This window comes from Puia dinghuensis (assembly GCF_014642875.1).
GTDB lineage: Bacteria > Bacteroidota > Bacteroidia > Chitinophagales > Chitinophagaceae > Puia > Puia dinghuensis.
On the sequence record NZ_BMJC01000001.1, the window covers coordinates 1439928 to 1457813 of the forward strand.

The window sequence follows — 17886 nt, forward strand, 5'->3', positions numbered from 1 at the left end:
ATACCTAATCGGATGAAAGTATTAGCTCTATTCTCGCTGCTCACAGTAACATCCCTTGGGGTGATGGCCCAGAATAACTTCTCGCCTTATTCCCAGATGGGTATCGGTGATGTAGAGGATGGTTTTTATAATCGCACCACCGGCCTCGGCAACACGGGTATTGCCTACCGGAACAACCGCTTCCTCATCAATAACAACCCCGCCTCCTTCTCGGGCCTGGCCAACCAGTATTTTACCATGGAGACCGGCATCCGCGGCACATTTGTCGATTATGCCGGCAGCCCCGTCGCCCCTTCCAGCACCCAGTCCGCCGATATCACCTTCCGCCGGCTGGCCATGGGGATCAAACTAACCAAGAACTGGGGTACCAGCATCGGCCTTGTGCCTTTCAGCACCCAAAACTTTGAATTCAACGTTCCTTATTATATCCAGGGTAGTAATTCAGAAGTGGCCAACCATTATTACCAGGGCCATGGCAGCGTCAACAAGGCCTACTGGGCCAACGCCTACGAGTTCTTCCACCACCTGTCCATCGGGGTCGAAGCCGGCTATATCTTCGGCCAGCTGAACCAGAAGGACATCCTCCAGAACACCCTCACCGGCGCCACGGAGACGTCTACGGAAAATGACATCAATCTGCAGAATCTTTACATGACCTATGGGATGCAGTTCTATGGAAAAGTGGGCAAACATTGGGGATACAGCATTGGCGGAACATATTCTCAGCGCGCCGACCTGCTCGCTTCCAATATCCAGGTTGTGCGGGCCAGCGATTCCAGCATTGTGAATTATGAAACGCTTCCCGATACATACCTGACCCTCCCCAACGCTTTTGGCGCCGGCATCTCCATCACCCACAACGATAAATATACCTGGCTCGCAGACTACCGCTACCAGGACTGGAACAGTGTAGCACGCAAGAACAGCTACCCCGGCCAGGGCTACAACATCGTCAGCAGCGAACGCGGTTCCCTCGGCTTCGAGATCTCGCAAAAAAAGAACTTCTATAATAATAAGGTAGAGCTTAATTACTTCCAGACCGGGCTTTATTATGGTAATTCTTACCTCCAGATCAATGGTAAACAGATCACGGACATGGGTGTCACCATGGGCGTCGGGATCAACTCCCTGAAATCGCCCCTCGCCTACTCCGTCGTGTTCCAATATGGGATAAAGGGGACCACCGACAACAACCTCATCCGTGAGAACTACGTCAATCTTACCTTTGTCATCAATTACGGCTCCATCTGGTATACAAAAGGAAAGAAATTTGACTAATATGCTTGATCTCCACCAGCAGATGAAAGGCTTCCCCCTGATGGGAGTACTCAACTGCGTCGTGGTGGAAGATAACAACAAGCAAAGCGCCCTGTTAAAGGATTACATCGCCAAGACACCCAAACTGTCCTTCTCCGGGAAATGCGGGTCGGCTGCCGATCTCTATCCCCTCGTCATCCAGCACCGCGCCGACATCATCTTCTGGGATATCCGGCTACTGGACAACCGCGTAATGCTCCGGCTAAAAGAATCGGGCTACTATCCTATCGTCATCTGCATCGCCGACAAACAGGAGCAGGAAGAAAAAGAGACGGAAATGGACGTCTTTAGCTATCTCATCAGACCACTCTCCTTCGAACGCTTCCTCTCCACCATCAACAAGATCAGGGACTACCTCTCCACCACCATCTATATCCATCACCGCAACAACCGCTTCGTCTTCATCAAATCGGAATACAAGATCATTAAGGTGAAATTCGAAGACATCCTTTTCTGCGAGGGGATGAAAGATTATACACAAATTTATGTCCGCGGCAGGGCCGAACCGATCCTCACCCTCAGCAACCTCAAGTCCTTTTCCTATAAGCTGCCACAGGAAGAGTTCATCCGTGTCCACCGGAGCTTCATCGTCTCGCTCACCCATATCGACTCCATCGCCCGAAACGAGATATACATCGGTAAAAAGATCATCCCCATCGGGGACAGCTTCAAGGACGACTTCTATCAGATAATCGAGTGGAATTCGTAACTTTGCACCCATGAAAAGGGTTAAGATCGCCATCCTCGATCTTTATGAAGGACAGGCTAATCAGGGCATGCGTTGTATCCGCGAATTGCTGACGGACTACGGCCGTACGCACGGCCTCGAACTTCAATTCGATGAATTTGAGGTCCGCATCAAGCAAGAAACACCCGATCTCTCCTACGATATCTATATCTCCAGTGGCGGCCCCGGCAGCCCCCTGGACAGCGAAGGCAGTGAATGGGAAGTCGCTTACTGGAGCTGGCTCCAAAAGATCGAAGACTTCAACGCCAATCCCGCCAACCTCCAGCCCAAACAGGTTCTCTTCATCTGCCACTCCTTTCAGCTGGTTTGCCGGCACTATGCCGTCGCCCATGTCACCGCCCGCAAATCCACCGCTTTTGGCGTTTTCCCGGTACATATGCTCGAAGGCGCAACCGAAGAACCGGTTTTCACCGGGCTTCGCGATCCCTTCTATGCCGTCGACAGCCGCAGCTACCAGGTGATCCAACCCGATCACCGGCGCATCAGCGCTTTGGGCGGACAACTGCTCGCCATCGAAAAAGAACGGCCCCATGTCCCCCTTGAACGGGCGATCATGGCCATTCGATTCAACGAATATATGATCGGCACCCAATTCCATCCCGAAGCCGATGCCGCCGGAATGAGCATGTATCTCCAGCGTGATGACCGCAAAGCCACCGTCATCGCCGAACACGGCGAAGAAAAATGGCGGAGCATGATCGACCAGTTGAACGACCCCGATAAGATCCGCTACACCTACTCCCATATCATCCCCAATTTCCTCGACTACGCCCTGCGGCCTGCCGGCAATCGCCAACTGAGGAAAACAGCGTAACTTTCAGGAAAACACGTTCCATGGTACCTGCACTGCGGAAAGCCTTCAACGAAGCCTTCACCCGGCAACGCTACGATGCATTCCTCACCGATCTGCGTAGCCGCTATCCCGGCGCCATCGAATTCCGCATTGCCGAAACACCCGTCTTCGTACCGGCGGATTTCTCCCAACTACTGCAGGAAGCCTGCGAACACATCATCGATGTCATCCTCGAACCCCGGTTCAAGGAGTGGACACAACGCGCGATACCCCCACAGGACGAAGTAGCCCGCGAAAATGATCACCCGCACTTCCTGGTCTTTGACTTCGGCGTATGCGAGGATGGCCAGGGCGGCTGGCAACCCCAGCTCATCGAAATGCAGGGCTTCGCCAGTCTCTATGGCTTCCAGGTCTATTATCCCGAGACCCTACGCCGGCACTTTTCCATCCCCGCCAACTACAGCCAGTTTCTCAACGGTCTCGACCACGACAGCTATCTCACCCTGCTTCGTGACACCATTCTGGGCGACTGCTCCCCCGAGAACGTTATCCTGCTCGAAATAAAACCACACGAACAAAAGACCCGCGTCGATTTCTATTGCACCCGCGATTACCTGGGCATCCAGCCCATATGCCTCACCGAATTGATACAAGAAGGGAAACAGCTTTTCTATAAACATCCGGCCACCGGCAAAAAGACCCTGATCCGCCGCATCTACAACCGGCTTATCTTCGACGAGCTGCACACCGCTGCAGCCACCCTTCCTCCGGGCTTCGCCGACATCCGCCAGGACCTCGACGTCGAATGGGTGGCCCATCCTAATTGGTTCTACCGCGTCAGCAAGTTCACCCTCCCCTTTCTCCGCCATCCCTTCGTCCCGTCCACCTGGTTCCTCAACGAGTTGAAACAGCCGCCGGCCGATCTCGAAAACTACGTCCTGAAACCCCTTTTCTCCTTTGCCGGCCAGGGGGTGATCATCGACGTCAGCCCTCAAGACCTGGATGTCTCCGACCCGGAGAACTGGATCCTGCAACGCAAAGTCAAATACGCCGGCCTCATCCCTACCCCCGACGTTCCCGCCAAGGCAGAGATCCGCATGATGTACCTGTGGCCGGACGGCGCCCCCCGCCCCACCCTGGCAATCAACCTGGCCCGGCTTAGTAAAGGGAAAATGATCGGTGTCAACTACAATAAGGACAGGGAATGGGTAGGCGGCAGCGTTGGCTTCTTCCAGCGCTGATCACATCCCATACACAAAAAGATATCCTCCCGCTTCGAGATACAATCTCCCATCCTCCGTATCCAGCGCCATGCCGGTACAGTCCAGCGGCGCGGCCAGGGCCTGCATCTCCCGGTATCCACCCTCCTCCTTCCGCCTGTAAATAGTAAGACTGCCCACGGCGCTATAACAAAAAAGCAATTGCCTCGCTTCATCGAGGAGATACGCGTCCACCTGACCCGCCACACCCGCTATCCCCACTCCGAACACCGCGGTGACGAGCCGCTGCCCCACTTCGGCAAGGAGGGGCGGCTTCAGCCGCGTAAGATAGTTATACGGCCGGTAGCGAGGCTCACGCCCCTTGATAAACCGGTTGATGATCAGCATCATCAAAGCAAAAACGGCGACTATCTGTAATACCTTCTCCATCGATGGCAATATACCCCGTATCTTTAGAATATGGACCTGCAACTCACCGGAAAAACCGCCCTTGTACTCGCCGCCAGCAAAGGCCTTGGCAAAGCCTGTGCCGCCACACTGGCAACAGAAGGCGCGGATGTGATCATCGGCGCGCGCGACCGCGCCACACTCGAAGCCACTGCAACAGAACTGCGTACCCTGGGCAAGGGCCGGATCATGCCGATACCCGTCGATGTTACAAAGACCCAACAGGTAACGGAAATGATCACCACCGCAGCCGAAACCTTTGGGAAGATCGATATCCTCGTCAATAACGCCGGTGGCCCACCCTTCGGCAAGTTCGAATCTTTTGACGACACCGCCTGGCAGTCGGCCTTCGAGCTCACCCTCCTCAGCGCCGTCCGTCTTAACCGCCTGGTCATCCCCCACATGCGCCCGACAGGCAGCGGCCGCATCATCAATATCGTCAGCCTATCCATAAAGACCTATCTGCCCGACTCCGTACTCTCGACAAGCCTTCGCCTCGGCGTGATAGGAATGGCAAAAATGCTGGCCAACGAGCTGGGCCCCGACAACATCACCGTTAACAATGTCGCACCCGGTATGATCCTCACCGACAGGCTCAAGCACACAATGGCCCCTGCCGGACCAGACGCCCCCTCTTTCGAAGAGCAGCTGGCCCAACGCACAAAGGATATCCCCCTCGGTCGAATCGGACGTCCCGAAGAGCTGGCAGCCCTCGTAGCCTTTCTCGCCAGCCCCCTGGCGGGTTACATCACCGGTGCCACTATCCCCGTGGACGGCGGCGCCATAAAGGGAACGATCTAGCGCTCCGCTTCATCGGTGCCCCCCACCTCGTCGTCCCGCTTCTTACTGACGATGTTGATATGCACCGCCCAGTCAGTCACAAGAAAGACGAGCTCCACTTCTACCTTTACTTCCTTATACCGTTCGTCGCCCGTCCGCAACCGCAGGGTCGATGTTGTGAAAGGGGCCTCCTCCTTTGCCGGCTCCCAGTCGCCTGCAAGATAGAACTTGCTGCCATCCACCAGTTTCAGATAACATCCCTGCAACTGGCGAAAAAGCGCATGGTACCGGCCGGACGCCTCGCTGAAATGCTCGCTTCTGAACATCTGCGCCTGCCAACTGGCGGTCGTGTCATCAAAGGAATGCCACCGGGTGATAATACAGCTCTCCGCCCCCGGCAGCTCAACTACCGATGCGTAATTCTCGAACTCCCCCTGTGCCAGCACCAGCTGCCCGGTGATGTTGCGGAGATTGTTGGGAAAATCTTTCAAAACGGAATCGATGACGGCTGGAAACGGTAACACCTGCGGAACCCGCGGCGTCTTTTGCCCGGTGTCGGCCGGTATCAACCCTCCCCTGGCCTCAGCCAGCACCAGGGAATCTTCATGCGAGAGATCACTCTTGTCTTGGGAATAAACGGGCACAGCAGCCAATACGGCCATTGCAAGGGGTACAATTGCTTTCATCAGATTGGATTTGCAACAAGGATACAGCAAATTCCGCGCGCCTCCCAGAACCCTTTATCCACTTATCCACACAAGAGCCGTCTCCGTTAGCCGCCGATTGCGTACCTTCGGGAAAACACAGGCAATGCAGAATCTTAGCGATATCCCTGTAAAACAGACACTTCCGGGTTTTTTCGGAAAAATGGTCCATGGCGACAAGGGTACCCTCGCCATCTGGGATATAAAGAAAGACTCCGTCCTCCCGGGACACCAGCATCCTCAGGAACAGATCACCTACATGGTGGAAGGCGAAATGGAAATGACCATCGGCGGCGAAAAATACCTGCTGACGGCCGGCTGCGTCCATGTCATTCCTTCGAATGTCCCGCATTCCGCCCATGCCCTCACCGACTGTACTGTCATTGACTCCTTTTCTCCCGCCCGCGACGATTATCGATAAAACCATACCCAATGGCTCACACCCACGATCACGCACACGCTCACGCTCACAGCCACGACCACGACCACGGACATGCCCACGGCCTTGGCCACCACCATCATCCCGTCAATCTGAAAGACGTAAACCAGGCCTTTGTCGTCGGCATCATCCTCAACTTCGCCTTTGTCGTCATCGAGGTCATCGTCGGGCTCGCCATCCATTCCCTCTCCCTGCTCTCTGACGCCGGTCATAATCTCGCCGACGTGGCCTCACTGGCTATGTCCCTCATCGCCATCCGGCTGCTAAAAGTAAAGCCGACGGAAAAGTATACCTACGGCTATAAAAAGACTACGATCCTGGTGGCCCTGCTCAACGCCGCCATCCTGCTCTTATCCATCGGCGCCATCGGGTACGAAGCCATACACCGGCTCATGGCGCCCGAACCGCTGCCGGGAAAGACTATCTCCATCGTCGCAGCCATCGGCATCGGCATCAACGCCCTTACGGCGCTGCTCTTCTTCCGCAGCAAGGATAGCGATCTGAATGTCCGAAGCGCCTTCCTCCACCTGCTTTCAGACGCCATCGTATCGGCAGCCCTGGTCGTCGGCGGCCTTATCATCTTCTACACCCACCTGTACTGGATCGATGCCGCGCTGAGCCTGCTGGTCGCCATCATCATCCTCTTCAGCACCTGGCAGCTGCTCCGCGACAGCCTGCGCCTTTCCCTCGATGGAGTACCGCAAGGCATCGAGATCAAAAAAGTAAAAGCCGCCATCGCAAAGATCAGCGGCGTAAAAGACGTTCATCACATCCATATCTGGGCCATCAGCACCACGGAGAATGCCCTGACGGCCCACCTGGTCGTCGACCGCAACACCAGCATGGAATCCGTAGATCAGCTGAAACATCACATAAAACACCAACTGCTGCATCAGAATATCCAGCACGCCACCCTCGAAGTAGAAATGGAAGACGCCCCCTGCGACGAGCCTGATTGCTAGCCCACAACCTAATTGATGAACCCCCAGTATAATCCAAAACGGATGATCAGCCCCGGCGAAGGATAATAGGGCGCTACGAAATTATTGTTGTAAAAGCCAAACCCATGCGGGCTAAAAGTCAGCGCATTGACATTCTCAGCCCGTAGATAGCCGGTAAAACTGCGTATCCGCAGATGCAGGTACAGGTTTACATCAGGCGCATGCTGGCTGACAGTGGAATTCTGGCTGAAGAACTGGCCAACCGCCGGCGAATACCCATCGGCTTTATAAGAACTGATATACCTGATCTCCGTCCCAAAGCTGAGATTGAGATTCCTGAACCCAAAATTCCCGTCATACCCCACCTGGTTGGCCGAAACGAGCAACGGAAGATGTACGGGAGAAGCCCCCGCCACCTGCTGCACCGTCGTCAGCATCCGCCACTTCCAATGGCGATATATCGTGAACTGTTTCCGCAGCGTCACCTGCAAAACGTTAAAAACACCCGACTGCGACTCCTGGTAATAATCATGAAAATAGGAATAGTTCGTCATCAGGTAATACGACGCAGTCAACAGCAGCTGATGCTGCGGCTGCTCCAGGGAAGCGAAAATGTGGGTCGTATTCTCCTTGCCAAACGCCTTATGCTGCGAAGCGGTATCCAGGTTGAAGCTGCTCGCCCCATCAAAGACAAACCCCGGCGTCCGGTTGGCATTCTCAAACCCGGCCTGGAAATAACCCACCTGTTGAGTGATAAGCCGCTTCAGGGAAATATAAGCATTATAATCCCCCGCATCCAGCCCGTTGAGATAAAGCCGGCCCGCCGCCTCGATGTCCCATTTCTGGTTCCTTGTCTTATTGCGATACTCCGCATGCGCATAAACATTCTGGTTATTCAGCTTATGAGCCGTATGGAGGACAGCCGATGTCGTCGTATCGAAATTGCCGGTCAGCAGTTCCAGCGTAGCCCCCAGCTTGAAAAACTGCTGTGGGTTCTTCGAATCCGGGAATTGGTAGAGGCTGAAATCATTGGAAAAATTCGTCCAGTTATCCTGCCGCCAGAAACTGTCCGTCGGATGGATATTGTACAAATGGAGATAGGTGGCATAATAGGCAGAATCCAGCGAATACGCGGGCGAAAAATATTGGTCGAAAAACCGGTAGTGATACACACTGTAATTCAGCGTATGCTCCAGCCGCACCCGCGGATAGAACAGGGGGATCACCGAGGAATCCGTCACGATGGAGTCCTTTTGCCCAAGATCGTACTGCTGTCGCATCAGGAAGGTGGTCGTCGTATATTTTGTTCCCGTTGTGATCGACGAGGAAAAAGGGTTACCCGTCGATTGCAGCAGATTGTTCCCAAGTTTCACCGGCAAGGTCGACTGGTTGCTATACGTGGAGGAATCTAGCTGCAGCGGGTTCACTATCCCGCCATTCTCCGAAGCCCCCAGTTTACTCGACACCAGGACAAAAAAATTCTGGTAGCGCTTGTTCCTCGACTGGTACCAGGACGTAACCCGGTAGGTGTTGTGATTGGTGTTCTGATTCTGGAAGGTTCCGGGCGCGTTGATCAGCCGGTATTGAAAAGAATAATTCCAATTAGGCTTGATATTCCGCGTATGAAAGATGTCGATATATTGCTCTGCCTTGCTCGCCAGGAAATACCCTAATTCGGTGTAGGGTTTCGTCGTATGAAAGAAGCGCGTTTCGTCGACGGTGAAGACATACTGATCGTAGGAATGCCAGCCCGGGTCCCAACCCGACTGCATCCGCGGCGTAAAGATCAGGCTGCGGGCCGCAGTACCTATATTGCCCAGGTTGATCCAGGTCGATCTCAACGGCAGCCTGCGACCCAGGTCGAGGATGGAAGAATCCAACCGGTATAGCTTGCTGGAATCGAGATAACGGAAATTAATGGTAATGGTGTCTTCGTGCCGATGCTGCAGGCTGTCATGCCCTCCCGCGCCCCCTCCACCGATATTGCCAAACCGGCCCAGCGGATTCTGTGCCAGGAGCCCTGATCCCGATAACAACACTACCATTCCCAAAAGGAAAATTCGGCGTAACGTCACTTGTGAAATAATTCCGGCCAATTTACTCATTAAGTGGCATAAGAAAAGTTAATTGTCGCCTCCGAAGGGCTCCTGCGGAATATAGCCCTTCTCCGGCGACAAGCTAATGATTGGCCTTCGGCCGATGGCCCTCCGGTCCATCCTGGCACCGGCTTACAGCTCGGCAATCAGGGCTTTAAACAGGGCTGTCAGCTTGGGTTCAGCCGCCGCGGCCGCCTGCAACACCTCCTCATGGGTGATGATATTGTCTTCGTCCCGGATACCCAGATCGGTGATCACGCTCATCGCAAATACGGCCATTCCAAGATGGCGCGCCGCTATCACCTCCTGCACCGTGCTCATCCCCACCGCATCGCCACCTGCTATATGCAATAACTTATATTCAGCACGGGTCTCAAAAGTGGGCCCCGTCACACCCGCATAAACACCTTCGTGAACAGGTATCCCCAATCCAACCGCTATGGACTTCGCCTTCCCGATCAGTGCCCGGTCATAAGGCTCGCTCATATCCGGGAATCGCGGACCAAGGGAAGATTCATTCTTTCCCAATAAAGGGTTCACAACAAAAAAGCTGATATGATCTTTAATGATCATCAGGTCGCCCACATGGAAGGCCTTGTTCATCCCACCGGCGGCATTGGACAAAAGCAGCGTCTCCACCCCCAGGAATTTCAACACCCGGATGGGATAGACCACCTGCTGCGGGGAATAACCTTCATAGTAATGGAAACGGCCGGAAAGCGTCACGACAGGCCGCCCGTTAAGCGTCCCAAAGATCAACTTCCCCTGATGACCTTCTACTGTAGAGACGGGAAAATGCGGGATGTCGGCATAAGAGATCTCCTGCTCGATACTGATCTCCGCCGAAAGATTACCAAGCCCGCTGCCCAGGACGATGCCCACCTTCGGCTTCGCATCAGTCCTCAGCCTGATGGCCCTCACGGTTTCTTCTATCTGCTGTAAAATGGTCCCGCCCATATCAGGAAACGGCTTTATTAACCAGTGCCGCTGCTTCACTCAGCAGGATGGCAGACTGAACTTTGAGGCCGCTTTGAGCGATGAGTTGCTGGGCTTCTTCGGCATTCGTGCCTTGCAGGCGTACGATGATAGGTACGCGGATATCGCCGATAGACTTGTAAGCATCGATAACCCCCTGGGCTACCCGGTCGCAACGGACGATACCGCCAAAGATGTTGATCAATATCGCCTTTACCTTCGGGTCCTTCAGGATGATGCGGAAACCGGCTTCCACCGTCGTGGCATTTGCCGTACCACCGACGTCCAGGAAGTTGGCAGGCTCTCCGCCGCTTAATTTGATCATATCCATGGTCGCCATGGCCAGTCCGGCGCCATTCACCATACAGCCTACATTACCGTCGAGCTTGACAAAGTTGAGGTTATATTTCCCGGCTTCGACTTCCGTAGGATCTTCCTCGCTGATATCACGCAGCGCCTCCAGCTCCGGATGCCGCATCAGGGCATTGTCATCCAGGTTCATCTTACAGTCGACGGCGATGATCTTCTCGTCGCTGGTCTTGAACAGGGGATTGATCTCAAGCATCGAACAATCGAGCCCGACATAGGCATTATAGAGATTCGTAACGAATTTGACACAATTCTTAAACGCCTCGCCGCTAAGCCCCAGATTAAAAGCGATCTTCCGGGCCTGGAAAGGCTGCAGACCACCACCGGGATGAACGTGCTCTTTGAATATCCGATCCGGCGTATTGTGCGCTACTTCTTCGATATCCATCCCACCCTCGGTGCTGTACATGATCACATTCTGACCCTTGGCCCGGTCGAGCAACACCGACAGGTAGAATTCCTTGACGGGATTGGCGCCCGAATAGTAGACATCCTGCGCGATCAGCACCTTGTTCACCTTCTTACCTGCGGGGCCCGTCTGGATCGTCACCAGAGTACCACCCAGGATATTGGACGCAATCTGCTTGATGTCCTCGGCGTTCTTGCCTACAGCCACCCCACGTTGTTCCGTCCCCTGTATCTTTCCTTTTCCCCGGCCACCCGCATGTATCTGGGCCTTCACTACTGCGAAATTGTTCCCAAACTGTACTTTAAGCTGTTTGTATGCTTCTTCGGCAGCCCCCGCATTGTCTACCGGGATGCCTTCCTGTACTGGTACACTATATTTTTTCAGTAGTTCTTTGGCTTGATATTCATGCAAGTTCATGGACTAAAAAATTTGCTGCAAGATACCCAAAAAAAAGACCCAAGCATCGCCTGGGTCTTTTTTTTATCAATTGTACCCTGGGTTCTGCCGCAGCGCCGGATCCAGTAATATCGCCGTACTCGGTATCGGGAAAATACGGTGATTCGGGTCAGCATCCGTCTTAAATCCCCACGCGCCCTCGAATTTGCCATATCTGATCATATCATTCCGATGCCAGGTCTCATAGCTCAGCTCCCGGCAACGCTCATTATATACGGAATCGAGCGTAATATTCGTCCATGCCGGAGAGGTAGTCCTTACCGACCTCAGCTTATTGACAAGCGACAACGGGGTCTGCCCCTGTGTAACTGCCGCCCCCCGCAAGATCGCCTCGGCTTTCTCCAACAGAATATCCGCGAGTCTAAAGACCGGCATATCATTATTCTGGTTGCGGGAAGAGGTATTCGTCGAATCAGGATAATATTTAATATTCCGGTAGCCCATATTCCAGGCAATCTCATCATTACCAAGATCAAAAAGCGAAGGATTGGCCCCGCTGGCGGCGTTGGTGCGGAAATACACCTGCGGAGTAAGATTCAGCTGGTAGACATAGGTAGCACCCTTATCCGAGCCCTGGTACGTAGCGTCGTACCCACCCTTCGTCGTCTTGACCATCAGCGGGGTACCGTCCGCATTGTATTGCAGGCCCGTCAGCCATTGCCCGTTGCGGATATCCCCCGCGTCGTTAAAATAGGCAGAATAATAGGAAAATAACGTGCTTTCCGGACCGCTGGGCTTGCTGTTCACCAAACCGCCACCCGTCGTCTGGTTGATCACCGGATCGATATTGCTGCCCGCCGTAGACCCCGCATAATGATACCGGATACCTAAATTCCGGTCCAGATCATAACGTGCCCGGTAATTATACCCATTCGTGCCGGGATAAGAGGTAGCATTGGGGTCATAGGGAATGGCAAAAATGAATTCCTTCATCGCCGGCCCATTGGTAGGATAGAACATCTGCAGATAGCTGCTCCTGGGCTGCAACGCATATTGCGCGCCGCCCCCGGCATTGATAATGCTGTCGCAGGCGGCCACACAGTCATCATAACGGGCCGTGCCGGTATAATACTCGGCATTGAGATACATTTTCGCCAGCAGCGCATATGCAGTATAGCGGTTGGCCCGGCCATACATCGTGGCGCTGCCATCCGTAGTCAGATAAGGCAGGGCCGCCTTCAAGTCACTCTCCAAAAAGCTGAACACCTGCGCCCGCGGCACATTGGTATGCTGGCTGAAATCCCCGTATAAGGTGTCCAACGGAACATTCCCATAGAGGTCCATCAACATAAAATAGGCCAGGTCACGCACCACCTTCAGCTCCGCCACACTGCTCTGCTTGAAAGCAGCCGGCTGGCTCGAGGCATTTATCGTGGCCGTAACGGAATTGCACACCCCCACCACCGTCGAAAGCCAGGTCCAGGTAGAGTTGGTCCAGCCGTTATCCCGCGTCCAGTTATGATAATGCAGGTTGTTATAGCCATTGGCCGGGTCATACCAGTTGCCGCCACGCGCGGGCAGGATGGCCTCATCCGTGGTCAGCGATTGCATAAAATAATAATCCAGTGCATAATTGCCCCTCAGCGCCGCATAGGAAGATCCAAGCACCGAAACAAGTTGGGACTGTGATTGTGGAAAGACAGCAGGCGACAATTCGGTCTTGATATTGACACCCACCTTCTGGCAGCCACAAAGCGAAGCAGCCGCCAAAACAATACAAACAATATATCTTTTCATCGTTCGGTTTTTTAGAATGATACATTTATTCCCACTAACGCCGTTCGTGTCTTCGGGTAAAAATTATTGTAATCCACACCCGGCGCTACCCCACCCTGGTTGATCTCCGGATCGATACCCTTATATCCCGTAATCGTAAACAGGTTGTTCACCGTAGCATAGACCCGGATATTCCGGATGTACGACCCGATAGCCTTGAAAGTATACGCCAGGGAAGCATGGTCCAGCCGCAAAAAGCTGCCGCTTTCGATAAACCGGCTGGAATACCGGAAGACATTGGCATCGCCGGGCAGTTCGTTCGCAGCATCCTTCAGAATATTGTTCACCGATGCCGTCGCCGGCCGGAAGAGGTCTGCCCGGGTGGCATTGAAGAGTTTGTCACCAAGAACACCCCGTACAAAAACGGTAAGGTCCCAACGCTTATACCGGAAAGTATTGTTCCAGCCATAGATCAGCTTTGGCTGTGCATCACCCAGATAATGGTAGTCCGTACCGATAACATAAGTGGTATCCGGCTTACCGGTATGATCAATGAATTGCGTAGTTCCATTCGCATTCTTCCCCGCGTATTGCAGTGTGAAATATTGCCCCAGCGGCCTGCCGGCCTTCAACACCTGTAGATGAACACCCGATTCGCCACCACCTTCCGGATCGGCCTCCGGAATGGAATCCACCCCGGCAAACAACGGATTGTTAAGGCTGGTGATCTTGTTGATATTATGCGCCATGTTCAGCGAGGTGGTCCAGGAGAAGTCACCCCTGCTCACCGGGGTAGCCGATACCTGCAGCTCGATGCCCTTATTGTTCATCCCGCCTCCATTAGCAACGATCGTCCCGGTGGAGACCAGGAAGTGGTCCACCGTATAGGGAAAGATCATCCCCGTCGTATTCTTGTTATAAACATCCACCGAAGCATTGAGCCTTCCCTTCAACAACCCGACGTCAAGCCCGATGTCGGTGGTCGCCGTTTGCTCCCATTCGAGATTGGGGTTGGCCGCCTGCGTAGGCCCATAGGCATTCACCTGGCTGCCGGCCGAATAGAATGTTCCAAGCGAACCCGAAAAGGTCTGCGCCGTATAGGCATTGAAACCAAACGCATTTCCCACGATGCCATAGCCGCCCCTCAGCTTCAGATCGGAAAAAATATTCTGCCCCTCCATAAACTTCTCCTGGCTGATCCGCCATGCAGCGCTCACCGCCGGGAAATAGCCGAACTGGTGGTTGGCGCCAAACACCGAACTGCCATCCCTTCTCACCGACCCCTGCAACAAGTACCTGTCCTTATAGCTATAATTCACCCGCAGGAAATCACTGATCAGCTTTGTCTCCTGGTAAAGCCCGTCCGGACCGAAACTGATCTTTGGCAGGTTGGGATTGGCATAAGGCGCACTCAATGCAAAGTTGTTATAAGAGATATTGTCGACAGGGAAGTTGAAAGTCGTCACCTGGAATCCGTCATTGTTGATATTATCCTGCCAGGAATAACCCAGGACGGCTTTTACGCTATGGTCGCCCAGCGTTTTGTCGAACGTGAGGAAGGTCTCCAGCAGCTTACTGTTGCTGGTATAGCTGCTGCGATAGGCCTGCCCGTTGGGCCCAAAGCTTTGCTGCGTCCTCCCGGTCGGACCCGGATCAGGGTTATTATATAGATTGTTGTAATTGGTTGTGAAATAAGAATCGTAATATTCCCCGTGCAAGTTGGAATAGTTTTGGTACGAGAGATTGACATCATACGTAAATCCAAACGGCAGCCGCAACTGGGAATTCAAAGTCCCGATGAGATTGTTGTTCTTGTCATTCATCGTGCTGTGGTTCATCATGGCCACCGGGTTATAATAACCGCCGTTGGCACTATTCTCGAAGTAGGTTCCATCGGCTCTCTTCACCGGGGACACCGGAAGATAATGCGCCGCCTGCAACAGTATTACTCCGAGATAAGGCAGTTCATCGCCATTACTATATGAGTTGACGACATTGAGACTGAATTTCAACCGGTCGTTCAGCGCATATTGATCGATGGCCAGCCGGGCGATCACCCGCGACAGGTCGGTGTTTCGGATTATCCCTTCTTTGTTGACATAGTTGACAGTGGCGCTGTAGGTGTTATGCTCCCCACCGCCGGAAAAAGAGATATTGTGGTTGGTAGACACCGCCGTGTTCCGCTCTATCGCCTTCTGCCAGTCCGTATTGGCGCCAAGATCATCCGTTGCGGCAAAGCTCAGATTGTTCTTGGCCAGGAATGCCCTTAACTCCGGCGCATTCATCACCTCTACTCTGCTGCTCACCTGTTCCGTCCCTACATAACCGTTGTACGTCACTTGCGTTTGTCCTTTCTTCCCTCTCTTTGTCGTGATCATGATCAAGCCGTTGGCAGCGCGGTTACCATAAATAGCCGTTGCTGCCGCGTCCTTCAAAATGTCGACAGTCGCGATATCGTCGGGCGCCACCGTGGAAATATCCGCACCCGGTACACCATCGATAACATAAAAGGGACCACCGGGGCTATTGATCGTGGAAGCGCCCCGCAGGATAACGGCCGCAGGCTTGTTGGGGTCGCCGCTGGCGGTGATATTGAGTCCGGGCGCCTTACCCTGGAGCAATTGCCCAACATCGGTGATGGCGCCCTTATTCAGGTCTTCGGCCTTCACCGTAGTGATCGCGCTGGAAAGACTCCTGCGGGTAGCACGGCCATAACCGATGACGACCATATCACCCAGACTCTGCGATTCGCTATGCATCACTATCGAAACCGATATCGAAAGTGAGCCGCGGCCTCCTACCCTTAGTTCCTGGGGCTGATAGCCGACAGAACTAAACACCAGGATGGCGCTCTCCGGTACACCAGCCATCCTGAACTCTCCTTCACCATCCGTGGTTACCCCACCCGGCTGGCCCTTCACCTGGATCGTAACACCCGGCACCGGCAACCCTTTTTCATCGACAACCTTACCCGAAATAGTAACCGGCGGCGGGACAGCATCCAAAGTGGCTCCATCCTTGAGCCGCACCGCAATGGTCTTGTCGATGATCTCATAGGTAAGGGGCTCGTTACTGAAAATAGCATTCAGCGCCGTAACTAGATCCTGATCATGAAGCTGTACAGTAACCTTCCTGGCATGCCGGAGGATATCTACATTATACCAGAATACATAACCCGTCTGGGCCTTTATCTCCTTGAACACAATGTCAAGCGGCTGATCCTTTGCCGAGAGATTTATTTTCTGGGAATAGCCCGCAGCACTAACCTGCAGGCAAGCGGCTGTCAGCATGAGAATGGTCATTCTCATGAACCTACGATAAAAACGCATAGATTTGTTTTGGGTTTAACTTTGTTTTACTGCACCAGCAGCTTCTTCCCTTCCACGGTGAAACGGACTCCGCTGGCTTCCAATATTTTTAATATTTTAGAGAGATTCACGTCCCGGTACATCTCGCCCTGAAAGCGATCTTTCGGTACTCCGTTGGTGTACACAACCTCAAGATCATACCATCTTGACAATTGCCGCATCACCTGTTGCATATCCGCTTCTTCGAATTTGAACAATCCATTCTTCCAGGCCACCGCCTCCTCCACATCTGTCTTCACCACCACCAGGCTGCCGTCGCCGTTCAGGCGGGCCTGCTCACCGGGCCTGATCTGCACCCGCTTCCCACCTTTCCGCACCCGCACCGATCCTTCCAGCAGCGTCGTTTTTACCACCGGCTCATCGGCATAGCTCATGATGTTGAAATGTGTACCAAGCACATCCACCTGCATCTGCCCCTTGTCGGTCGCAACTTCCACCCGAAAAGGCTTTGCCGCATCCGCCGCCACTTCAAAATACGCTTCCCCATTCAACTCCACCACCCGTTCCGCGCCGGCAAAAGCCGTCGGATAACGGATAGTAGTAGCCGCATCCAGCCATACCTTCGTCCCATCCGGCAATACTAATTTATATTGACCACCCCGGGGCGTCGCCAGGACATTATATTGGACGGCCCCGCTATCGCCTGCCACTTCATATTGCAGCTGCGCATCCTTGCTCTTGATAACCTGTGTATTCCCCTGTCGCCCCACCACCCCGGCCTTTACTTCATCCAGTCGCACCGTACTCCCATCTCCAAGCGTAAGCAGGGCCTTATTCCCACCCGGGGCGGCATCATGCGCTACCGCCACCACAGGTGCTTTCACCTTATTACCACTCTCTCCTATCCAAAGTCCGCCAGCCACGAGAATAAGGACTGCCGCAGCGGCCCACCACCCTATCCGTCGCAAAGGAATAACACGCCTGCGCGGCCGCATCTCCAAAGGCCGCGTCTCCACGGCTTCTGTAAGCAACCCCTCCATTGCCTGTTGCAGGTCTTCCCCGGCGGCTTCATCCTGCAACAGCAGGCTCAGCTCGGCAAGCTCTTCTTCCGAGATAGTCTTATCCAGGTATTGTTGTAGTAAATAGGTTGTTCGTGGCGTGGGCATGC

General features: G+C 53.8%; 15 protein-coding genes. 7 read left to right on the forward strand and 8 right to left on the reverse strand.

The window, feature by feature from the left end:
* Positions 1-12: 12 nt before the first annotated feature.
* Genes bamG through IEY39_RS05650 form a run of 4 tightly spaced genes read left to right on the forward strand, consistent with a single transcriptional unit; the run spans position 13 to position 4099 of the window.
* A complete protein-coding gene (bamG, locus tag IEY39_RS05635) occupies positions 13-1278 on the forward strand; it encodes a BamG family beta-barrel-assembly machinery protein (protein ID WP_188929343.1) in 1266 nt (421 codons plus the stop codon).
* A 1-nt stretch (position 1279) separates the two neighbouring features.
* Positions 1280-2026, forward strand: a complete 747-nt coding sequence (locus IEY39_RS05640) for a LytR/AlgR family response regulator transcription factor (RefSeq protein ID WP_188929345.1) — start codon at positions 1280-1282, stop codon at positions 2024-2026.
* Positions 2027-2036: 10 nt separating this feature from the next.
* Positions 2037-2879 carry a type 1 glutamine amidotransferase gene (locus tag IEY39_RS05645; RefSeq protein ID WP_188929347.1) on the forward strand — a complete coding sequence of 281 codons (843 nt, stop codon included), beginning with the start codon at positions 2037-2039 and terminating at the stop codon, positions 2877-2879.
* A 20-nt stretch (positions 2880-2899) separates the two neighbouring features.
* Entirely contained in the window at positions 2900-4099 is a 1200-nt protein-coding gene (locus IEY39_RS05650) for a hypothetical protein (protein ID WP_188929349.1), read from the forward strand.
* Here the strand turns inward: IEY39_RS05650 and IEY39_RS05655 are convergent, their stop codons facing one another.
* The gene (locus tag IEY39_RS05655; protein WP_188929350.1) at positions 4100-4507 is read right to left on the reverse strand and encodes a hypothetical protein; all 408 of its coding nucleotides are present in this window, start codon (positions 4505-4507) and stop codon (positions 4100-4102) included. It abuts the gene before it with no gap.
* A gap of 30 nt (positions 4508-4537) precedes the next feature.
* Between IEY39_RS05655 and IEY39_RS05660 the strand changes: the two genes are divergently transcribed.
* Entirely contained in the window at positions 4538-5326 is a 789-nt protein-coding gene (locus IEY39_RS05660; RefSeq protein ID WP_188929351.1) for an SDR family oxidoreductase, read from the forward strand.
* On the opposite strand, the gene IEY39_RS05665 is transcribed toward IEY39_RS05660, so the two are convergent.
* The gene (locus tag IEY39_RS05665) at positions 5323-5991 is read right to left on the reverse strand and encodes a hypothetical protein (RefSeq protein ID WP_188929352.1); all 669 of its coding nucleotides are present in this window, start codon (positions 5989-5991) and stop codon (positions 5323-5325) included. The genes IEY39_RS05660 and IEY39_RS05665 overlap by 4 nt on opposite strands.
* Before the next feature lie 124 nt (positions 5992-6115).
* Between IEY39_RS05665 and IEY39_RS05670 the strand changes: the two genes are divergently transcribed.
* Together IEY39_RS05670 and IEY39_RS05675 are read left to right on the forward strand one after the other, a co-directional pair.
* Positions 6116-6430: a cupin domain-containing protein gene (locus tag IEY39_RS05670; RefSeq protein ID WP_188929353.1), complete on the forward strand. Its 315-nt coding sequence runs from the start codon at positions 6116-6118 to the stop codon at positions 6428-6430.
* 11 nt (positions 6431-6441) lie between these two features.
* Complete coding sequence (locus IEY39_RS05675) at positions 6442-7410, forward strand: cation diffusion facilitator family transporter (protein WP_188929354.1); 969 nt, start codon at positions 6442-6444, stop codon at positions 7408-7410.
* An 8-nt stretch (positions 7411-7418) separates the two neighbouring features.
* Here IEY39_RS05675 and IEY39_RS05680 read toward each other — a convergent pair whose 3' ends face one another.
* The 6 genes from IEY39_RS05680 to IEY39_RS05705 all read right to left on the reverse strand — a co-directional run bounded on the left by IEY39_RS05680 (position 7419) and on the right by IEY39_RS05705 (position 17884).
* Positions 7419-9434, reverse strand: coding sequence for a putative porin (locus tag IEY39_RS05680; RefSeq protein ID WP_188929355.1), 2016 nt, complete (start codon positions 9432-9434; stop codon positions 7419-7421).
* 183 nt (positions 9435-9617) lie between these two features.
* The gene (locus IEY39_RS05685) at positions 9618-10442 is read right to left on the reverse strand and encodes a purine-nucleoside phosphorylase (RefSeq protein WP_229688782.1); all 825 of its coding nucleotides are present in this window, start codon (positions 10440-10442) and stop codon (positions 9618-9620) included.
* A 1-nt stretch (position 10443) separates the two neighbouring features.
* Complete coding sequence (sucC, locus tag IEY39_RS05690; RefSeq protein WP_188929357.1) at positions 10444-11655, reverse strand: ADP-forming succinate--CoA ligase subunit beta; 1212 nt, start codon at positions 11653-11655, stop codon at positions 10444-10446.
* Between the two features lie 66 nt (positions 11656-11721).
* The gene (locus IEY39_RS05695; RefSeq protein ID WP_188929359.1) at positions 11722-13431 is read right to left on the reverse strand and encodes a RagB/SusD family nutrient uptake outer membrane protein; all 1710 of its coding nucleotides are present in this window, start codon (positions 13429-13431) and stop codon (positions 11722-11724) included.
* Positions 13432-13442: 11 nt separating this feature from the next.
* Complete coding sequence (locus tag IEY39_RS05700; RefSeq protein WP_188929361.1) at positions 13443-16718, reverse strand: TonB-dependent receptor; 3276 nt, start codon at positions 16716-16718, stop codon at positions 13443-13445.
* 47 nt (positions 16719-16765) lie between these two features.
* Positions 16766-17884 carry a FecR family protein gene (locus IEY39_RS05705; RefSeq protein WP_188929364.1) on the reverse strand — a complete coding sequence of 373 codons (1119 nt, stop codon included), beginning with the start codon at positions 17882-17884 and terminating at the stop codon, positions 16766-16768.
* Positions 17885-17886: the final 2 nt, after the last annotated feature.